Annotated in this window: 2 protein-coding genes; one reads left to right on the top strand and one right to left on the bottom strand. The window is 76.4% G+C overall.

All coding sequences use genetic code 11. The annotated features are described in order from the left end of the window. Nucleotides 1-462, top strand: a 462-nt coding sequence (locus AB0C29_RS49980) for a GerMN domain-containing protein (protein WP_360835634.1), incomplete at its 5' end; no start/stop codon positions are given. Between the two features lie 112 nt (nt 463-574). Here the strand turns inward: AB0C29_RS49980 and AB0C29_RS49975 are convergent. After that, a partial coding sequence (locus AB0C29_RS49975) for an aminotransferase class I/II-fold pyridoxal phosphate-dependent enzyme (RefSeq protein ID WP_360835632.1) occupies nt 575-1,070 on the bottom strand: 496 nt, incomplete at its 5' end.

Genomic DNA, 1,070 nt, shown 5'->3' with positions numbered 1-1,070 from the left:
GGCGCCTCGGGCCCGGTGGACCGGTCCGGCAGCCCGGCGGCGCAGGTGGCCGGCTCGACGGTGCTGCGGCTCTACCTGGTCCGCGACGGCCGGCTCGTGCGGGTGCCGCGCCGGGTGCCCGCGCCGCTGACCCCGGCCCAGCAGCTCGACGCCCTGCTGGCCGGCCCGACCGCGGAGGAGAGCGAGGACGGCCTGTCCAGCGCGCTGACCACGACGACCGTGACGAGGATCGACCTGGCCGGCCGGCGCGCCACCGTCACCCTGGGCGACCGGGCCGGGCCGGGGGTACGCAGCGACGAGGTGCTCGCGTTCGGGCAGATCGTCTGCACGCTGACCAGCCTGCCGGACGTGGGCACGGTGTCCTTCCTGGCGGACGGCGCGCCGCTGTGGGTGCCGCGCTCGGACGGTTCGCTGGCCGACACCCCGCTGACCATCGCCGACTACAGCAGCCTGCTCGACTGACGGCGCCACCGCGGCCAGCTCGCCGAACGTCCGCTCGACCTCCACCTCGTAAGCCATCGCCGCAGCTGGCCTGGGTCGAGCTGGAGGACCGGACCTTCGGCAGCCGTACCCGTTATCGGGCGCGCTGAGCGCCCAGCACGCGTCCCATCCGGCGGGCCGCCTCCAGCAGGCGGTCCGGGGGCAGGGCGGCGTAGCCCAGCACCAGACCCGGCGGCCCGTCGAGCAGCCGGTGCCAGGAGAGCGGGTGGACGCGGACGCCGTCCTGCTCGAGGCGGCGCGCCAGCTCGGTGTCGTCGGCCGGCCCGGGCAGGGTGATGAGCAGGTGCAGCCCGGCGGCGACGCCTTCGACGCGCGCATGGGGCACGTGCTCGCGCAGGCCGTGCAGCAGGGCATCGCGGCGGCGGACCTGCCGGCGGCGGACCGAGCGCAGGTGACGTTCGTAGTCGCCGCCGGCCAGCAGGTGGGCGAAGATCAGCTGGGGCAGCGCCGGGTTGCCCAGGTCGCTGGCGTGCTTGGCGGTGACCAGGTCGGCGTGCCGCGCGCGCGGCGCGATCAGCCAGCCCAGGCGCATGCCCGGGGCCAGGGACTTGGAGACGCTGCCGGTGTAG

It is taken from the genome of Actinoplanes sp. NPDC048791 (assembly GCF_040650095.1).
Taxonomy (GTDB): Bacteria; Actinomycetota; Actinomycetes; order Mycobacteriales; family Micromonosporaceae; genus Actinoplanes.
Note: the sequence above shows the minus strand (reverse complement) of the source record. Positions and strands in the feature narration are given on the sequence as shown.